Genomic DNA, 6,666 nt, shown 5'->3' on the forward strand with positions numbered 1-6,666 from the left:
TTTTGCAGGTTTGCACCCCTTCCTTCACGTCCTCGCTTCAAAACGTCAACAGCCCCTAGAGCGGCGGCGATAAAACGCCTACAATTGCCCGCTACTTAACATGTTGTCCGGATAAAAAGACTCATCATGCAAAAAGTTACCAAAGCGGTATTCCCGGTGGCCGGCATGGGCACCCGCTTCCTGCCGGCCACCAAGGCCAGCCCGAAGGAAATGCTGCCCATCGTGGACAAGCCGCTGATCCAGTATGCGGTGGAAGAGGCGGTGGCCGCCGGCATCACCGAGCTGATCTTCATCACCGGCCGCAACAAGCGCAGCATCGAAGACCATTTCGACAAGGCCTACGAGCTGGAAACCGAGCTGGAAAACCGCAACAAGAAAAAACTGCTCGATCTGGTGCAGGGCATCGTGCCGGACAACGTCAGCTGCATCTACATCCGCCAGACCGAGGCGCTGGGGCTGGGCCATGCCGTACTGTGCGCCCGGCCGGTAGTCGGCAACGAGCCGTTCGCGGTAATCCTGGCCGACGACCTGATCGACGGCGAGCCGGGCGCGGTGGAGCAGATGGTACGCGTATTCAACGAAACCCATAGCTCGGTGCTGGGCGTGGAAACCGTGGCACGCGAGGAAACCGGTTCCTACGGCATCGTCGAGATCCGGCACAACGCGCAAGGCCGCCAGCAGGTAACCAGCATCGTGGAAAAACCGCATCCGGACGTGGCACCGTCCAACCTGGCCGTGGTCGGCCGCTACATCCTGACACCGCGCATTTTCGACAAGCTGCTGAACACCCCGGCCGGCGCCGGCGGCGAGATCCAGCTCACCGACGCCATTGCCGCGCTGCTGAAAGAAGAGCCGGTACTGGCCTACCCGTTTGCCGGCAAGCGCTACGATTGCGGCTCGAAGCTGGGCTATCTTAAAGCCACGGTGGAATACGGCCTCAAGCACCATGAAGTCGGCAGCGAGTTTGCCGCCTTCCTGTCCGGCCTGGCGCGTAACTGAACGCATACCCATCCAGCACGCCGCCTGCCATGTCGGGCGGCGTGCGTTTTTCTTGAATAAGGACTCATCATCATGGCTAATGTTGCCGAAGCCCGTGGCATCCTGAACAGCTCGGACATCCTGTTTAGCGCCGAAGAAGTAAACGCAGCGGTCGACCGCATGGCCGCCGACATCACCGCCCAGCTGGGGGAAAGCTACCCGCTGGTGCTGTCGGTGATGGGCGGTGCGGTGGTGTTCACCGGCCAGCTGCTGCCGCGGCTGATCTTCCCGCTCGATTTCGACTACGTGCACGTGTCCCGCTACGGCGACAAGACCCAGGGCGGCGAGCTGGTATGGAAGACCGCACCGAAGGAAGACGTGCGCGACCGCGTGGTGCTGGTGCTGGACGACATCCTGGACGAAGGCCACACCATGGCCGCCATCCGCGACAAGGTGCTGGCCATGGGCGCCAAGGCCTTCTACAGCGGCGTATTCGCCAACAAGCTGATCAGCAAGGAAAAACCGATTGCCGCCGATTTTGTCGGCATCGACGTGCCGGACCGCTATGTGTTCGGCTACGGCATGGACGTGCGCGGCGCCTGGCGCAACCTGCCGGCCATCCACGCGCTGAAGTAATCCTCCCAACCCGTTCCGGCGATTCGGCCGGCTCGGGTACGCCATTCAGGGCCGGGCTTCCCGGCCCTGCGCGTTTTTGCCGCGGACAATCCGCCGCAAAAAAAACCACGCCGCCCGGGCGTGGCAAAAGAGAGTACTACGTGGATCCGGTGGCGAGCGCCGGCAGGCGCCGGGCGCTTACAGTGTCTGGTACACCAGCCCGAACTGGGTGGCGATCTTGCGGTATTCCTGCACCTGGCGTTTGACGTAGGCGTCCATCTGCGCGCCGGTGAGGCTGAACGGGAACAGGTCGTAGCCCTCGCGCAGACGCGCGAACTGCGGCGTCGCCATCACCTTGCGGAAGCTGGTTTCCCAGTACGCGTAATCGGCGGCCGACACCTTGGGCCCGACATAGAAGCCGCGGATGATGGGCCACACGATGTCGAAGCCCTGCTCGCGCGCGGTGGGAATGGCGGACAGCCGGCCCGGCAGGCGCTTGTCCGACATCACCGCCAGCACGCGGATCTTGCGCTGGTCCAGCTGCGGCATCACCTCGCTCAGGTCGCCGGACGCGGCCTGGATGTGGCCGCCGAGCAGCGCGGTGGTGGTCTCGCCGCCGCCCTCGAACGCGACGTAGCGCATCTGCTGGTGGCTGACCCCGGCCTGGCGCGCGATCAGCACCGTCTTGATCCAGTCCTGGCTGCCGACGGTGCCGCCGGCGCCGAACACGATCTCGCTGGGGTTCGCCTTTACCGCCGCCACCAGCTGCTTCAGGTTCTGGTACGGCGAATCGGCGCGCACCGCGATCATGCCGTAATCGGCGCCAACCCCGGCCAGCCAGCGCACGTCGTTGACGTTGTACTTGCCGAACTTGCCCTGCGCCAGATTCAGCAGCGAGCCGCCGGAAAAGGCGACGATGATGTTGCCGTCCGCCGGGCGCTGCGCCACCACGGTGTTGTAGGCCACCGCGCCGATGCCGCCCGGCATGTAGGTGATGCGCAGCGGCCGCGTCAGCAGCTTGCTGTCGTTCAGCGCCGCGCGCGCCAGCTTGCAGGTCAGGTCGAAGCCGCCGCCGGGCCGCGCCGGGGCGATGCATTCCGGGTCGTCCGGCTCCGCCGCCGCGGCCAGCGACACCAGCAGCAGCGCGCTGGCCAGCACGGCCATACCGCATCTCGCCATGATGTTGTTTCTCCTCATTATTCCGTTCGCCTTGTCCGGCCCCGGCGCTGGCTATTGACAGCCGCGCCGCCAGGCGCAACGCTAGTCCCGGGTTGGCGAATCACGCTCCGTATTATTGGAGACGATCATAAGCACAAGCACTTTCACCAACCTTTCACCCGGCACGCACAGAGACCAAGAGAGAGCATGCGCATCATCCTGATAGAAGACCAGCCCGACCTCGCCCACTGGCTGGCGCGGGCGCTGACCGCCAGCGGCTACGTCGTCGACGTGATCGGCGACGGCATCGACGCCGACAACGCGCTGAAGACCGAAGAATACGACCTCGCCATCCTCGACATGAACCTGCCGCGCCTGTCCGGCGAAACCATCCTGCAACGGCTGCGCGCCCGCCACCAGACCCTGCCGGTGCTGGTGCTCACCGCGCGCGGCGAGCTGTCGGACAAGGTCAAGGGCCTGGAAATGGGCGCCGACGACTACCTGGTCAAGCCCTTCGAGCTGGACGAACTGGAAGCACGGCTGAAGGCGCTGCTGCGCCGCCACCAGGGCCACGAAAACGCCTGGCTGCAGTGCGGCGACCTGCGCTACAGCAAGCAAGAGCAGTTCTTCGAGCTGGCCGGCAAGCTGCTGACGCTGACGCGGCGCGAACACACGGTGCTGGAAGTGCTGATCCGGCGCAAGGGCCAGCCGCTGAACCGCGAGCGGCTGTTCAACCAGGTGTTCACCCTTGACGACAACGCCAACCAGGAGGCGATCGAGGTCTACATCCACCGCCTGCGCAAGAAGCTGGACGGCAGCAACGTCAGCATCACCACCCTGCGCGGCCTGGGCTACCTGCTGGAACAGCGCGATGCGCCTTGAGCAGCTGTTCAACCGCCGCAGCCTGCTCGGCAAGTTCGTGCGCTGGCTGCTGCTGCCGCTCTTGCTGCTGTGGATCATCAACATCGTGGTCGCCTACCAGATCAGCAGCGCCGCGGCCAACCTCGCCTACGACCGCACCCTGCTGGCCTCGGCACGGGTGATCGCGGAACAGGTAATGGTGCGCAACGGCAAGCTGCAAGTGGAAGTGCCCTACATCGCGCTCGACAACTTCGAATACGACAACCGCGGCCAGATGTTCTACCGCGTCAGCGACTTCGCCGGCAACATCATCTCCGGCTACGGCGACCTGCCGCAAATGCCGAAGAACACGCCGCGCACCGAACTGTACCCGGCGCTGGTGCACTTCCACGACGACGTTTACCGCGAACGGCCGATCCGCATGGCCACCTTCTACAAGCCGCTGTTCGAGGGCGGGCTGCAGGGCATGATCAAGGTCGAAGTCGCCGAAACCACCGAGGCGCGGCAATACATAACGCACCAGGTGCTCAACTACACGCTGTGGGGCCAGGGTCTGCTGGTACTCTGCGCGCTGTGCTTCGTGTGGCTGGCGATGACGCGCATCCTGCAGCCGATCCGCCAGCTGGGCGAAGAAGTGATCCGCCGCCCACCCAGCGACTTCAGCGACATCGAAGTCGGCGCCACCCACAGCGAGCTGCTGCCGCTGGCCGCCGCCATCAACCAGTACCGCCGCCGCCTAGCACAGCTGCTGATGCGCTACCAGCGCTTCGCCGCCGACGCCTCGCACCAGCTGCGCACCCCGCTGGCGGTGATGACCACCCAGGCCGACCACGCGCTGCGCGACGGCAGCCCGGAAGTGATGCGCGAAAGCCTCACCGAGCTGAAGCAGATGCTGAAGAAGACCACCCGCCTCACCAACCAGCTGCTGCTGCTGGCCAAGATGGACTCCGGCAGCCACCAGCTGCGCCGCAACCGGCCGCAGCCACCGTTTTCGCTGCTCGACAGCATCGAGAAGATCGTGATGGCCAAGCTCGCCGCCGCGCGGCGCAAGGACATCGACCTCGGCCTGGAAAACCGCTGCCGCGACCAGAACGCGCCGATCCACGGCAAGCAGATGCTGATCGAGGAGGTGCTGCTCAACCTGCTCGACAACGCGTTGCGCCATACCCCGGCCGGCGGCGTGATCACCCTGCGCCTGTACGACGCCGCCCCCGGCGGCGAGCGCGGCTGCATCTTCGAGATCGAGGACAGCGGCCCCGGCATCCAGCCCCAGCAGCGCGAACAGGTGTTCGAGCGCTTCCACCAGCTGCCCGACGCCGCCCCCGGCGGCAGCGGCCTCGGCCTTGCCATCGTCAAGGACATCTGCCGCCTCCACGACATCGACATCAGCCTGCACGACGGCCCGCAACTGGGCGGCCTGCTGGTGCAGCTCGCCTTCAAGCGCTGAACGGCTGCGGCCAACCTTGGCCGCAGGCCGCACCGGCATTCGCCTCCTGACGCCCCGGCAACGGGCGAGCCAAAACGCTGTCATGCCGCCGCGTGGCAATGCCGCAACCGCAACGCCCGCCGCCCCCTCCCGCCCCGAAACAGGGCTTGCAAGTCGCCACGGATGAACCATGCTGAAGCTAGCGGCGACACGGGGTCGCCCCGGCGGGACATACGCCATGAAACGCTCTTTTCTCCTCAGCCTGCTCTTGCTAGGCCTCGCCCAGCCGGCCCACGCCCTCTGTGTGTCGGAAATCCTCAAGTGTGCCAGAACCGCCCCGCTGATCCTGCAGCTGGAAACGGCGGACACCCGCGACAAGGCCTTCATCCCCCCGCCAACAAACGGTTTCATGCTGGAAAGAAACGAGCTGGCCGGCAGCAAGAAGATCGAGCTGCGCCCCAGCTGGCGGCTGGACGACGACACCCGCGTGTCGGTCAAGGTCAAACGCAGCCAGGTGGAACTGCGTATGAGAAAACGGTGGTAAGACACCACTGCCACAAGCAGAACCGCACCGACGCACCCCGTCCCGTTGGCGCAAGCGGCAGGTAAAAAAACATCCGCGCAGCGGATACCCCAGACCAAAACAAGGTTGGCCGCAAACCCGTTACGGCTTGCGGCCAACCTTGGTCATGCCCGCGCCGCACAGCTGGTGCGGCACAGGCTGACGTTACCTCGCCCCCGGGGCGCCGCTGCCGGAGACCACAGGCGAACCCTCGCCCACGCAGGCACACGGCCCGGGCCAGCCCGGCACCCGACTATTCGGGAAGATGGCACACCACCTCGATATTGTGCCCGTCCGGATCCAGAACAAACGCGCCATAGTAATGCGGATGGTAATGGGGACGCAGGCCCGGTGCGCCATTGTCCTGCCCGCCGGCGGCGATGGCCGCATGGTAAAAAGCATCGACCCTTGCCCGCTGCTCAACGCGGAAAGCCACATGCACCGGCGGCTTGTTGGGAGAGCCGTTGCTGATCCAGAAATCCGGTTTTGGCGGTTCGCCAAAACCGGCCACATCCGCATGGCCGGTCACCGATGCCGGCAAGGCCATGAGCAGTTCGTAACCGATAGCCTGCAGTGCAGCGACATAAAATGCCTTGCTCCTGGCAAAGTCACTGACAACAACGCCGGTATGATCAATCATCTTGAACTCCAGAAGTCGGGAAGAAAACACGGCAGCGCGGGCCCCGCCGCTCGGGACAAACAGGAGCGGCGTACGCACCCGCAACCGCCCGTCATAACCAGTTTGTCATACTGCCATGTCCCCTCGCCGGCCGCACGCAAAGCAACAGGCAACTACCATCCACACAACGGTACCCCAGCCCGAAACAAGGTTGGCCGCAACACCGTGACGGCTTGCGGCCAACCTTGCTCATTCAATCGCGGTAATCGTTGGGCTTCGCAGGCTCAGCCCAAGCTACCGTGCTAACCCGACCTACGACCCACCCGAACACCACGCCTCACAAAAACCTGAACCGCACCGACGCACCCTGTCCCGTTGGCGCAAGCCGTGCAAATTGCCACCAGCCCGGAAACAAGCCGCCCTCTTTTGAGCGCAGCGTATGGGCGG

At 64.8% G+C, this 6,666-nt stretch carries 7 protein-coding genes; 5 read left to right on the forward strand and 2 right to left on the reverse strand.

Features of this window, described 5'->3' with window-relative positions; all coding sequences use genetic code 11:
- Window positions 1-126: 126 nt before the first annotated feature.
- Window positions 127-999, forward strand: a complete 873-nt coding sequence (galU, locus tag IE083_RS14985) for a UTP--glucose-1-phosphate uridylyltransferase GalU (RefSeq protein ID WP_189354839.1) — start codon at window positions 127-129, stop codon at window positions 997-999.
- A gap of 72 nt (window positions 1,000-1,071) precedes the next feature.
- Window positions 1,072-1,614 carry a hypoxanthine-guanine phosphoribosyltransferase gene (locus tag IE083_RS14990; RefSeq protein WP_189354840.1) on the forward strand — a complete coding sequence of 181 codons (543 nt, stop codon included), beginning with the start codon at window positions 1,072-1,074 and terminating at the stop codon, window positions 1,612-1,614.
- A 177-nt stretch (window positions 1,615-1,791) separates the two neighbouring features.
- On the opposite strand, the gene IE083_RS14995 is transcribed toward IE083_RS14990, so the two are convergent.
- Window positions 1,792-2,772 carry a tripartite tricarboxylate transporter substrate binding protein gene (locus tag IE083_RS14995; protein WP_189354841.1) on the reverse strand — a complete coding sequence of 327 codons (981 nt, stop codon included), beginning with the start codon at window positions 2,770-2,772 and terminating at the stop codon, window positions 1,792-1,794.
- Window positions 2,773-2,958: 186 nt separating this feature from the next.
- On the opposite strand from IE083_RS14995, the gene IE083_RS15000 reads away from it, so the two are divergent.
- The 3 genes from IE083_RS15000 (at window position 2,959) to IE083_RS15010 (ending at window position 5,582) form a co-directional block, all read left to right on the forward strand.
- On the forward strand, window positions 2,959-3,633 hold the full coding sequence (locus tag IE083_RS15000; protein WP_189354842.1) for a response regulator: 675 nt from the start codon (window positions 2,959-2,961) through the stop codon (window positions 3,631-3,633).
- Window positions 3,623-5,059 carry a sensor histidine kinase gene (locus IE083_RS15005; RefSeq protein WP_189354843.1) on the forward strand — a complete coding sequence of 479 codons (1,437 nt, stop codon included), beginning with the start codon at window positions 3,623-3,625 and terminating at the stop codon, window positions 5,057-5,059. Before IE083_RS15000 ends, IE083_RS15005 begins: the two co-directional genes overlap by 11 nt.
- Window positions 5,060-5,276: 217 nt before the next feature.
- Window positions 5,277-5,582 carry a hypothetical protein gene (locus tag IE083_RS15010; protein ID WP_189354844.1) on the forward strand — a complete coding sequence of 102 codons (306 nt, stop codon included), beginning with the start codon at window positions 5,277-5,279 and terminating at the stop codon, window positions 5,580-5,582.
- 271 nt (window positions 5,583-5,853) lie between these two features.
- Here IE083_RS15010 and IE083_RS15015 read toward each other — a convergent pair whose 3' ends face one another.
- Complete coding sequence (locus IE083_RS15015) at window positions 5,854-6,240, reverse strand: VOC family protein (RefSeq protein ID WP_189354845.1); 387 nt, start codon at window positions 6,238-6,240, stop codon at window positions 5,854-5,856.
- Between the last annotated feature and the right edge of the window lie 426 nt (window positions 6,241-6,666).

It is taken from the genome of Vogesella fluminis (genome assembly GCF_014652335.1).
Lineage (GTDB): Bacteria > Pseudomonadota > Gammaproteobacteria > Burkholderiales > Chromobacteriaceae > Vogesella > Vogesella fluminis.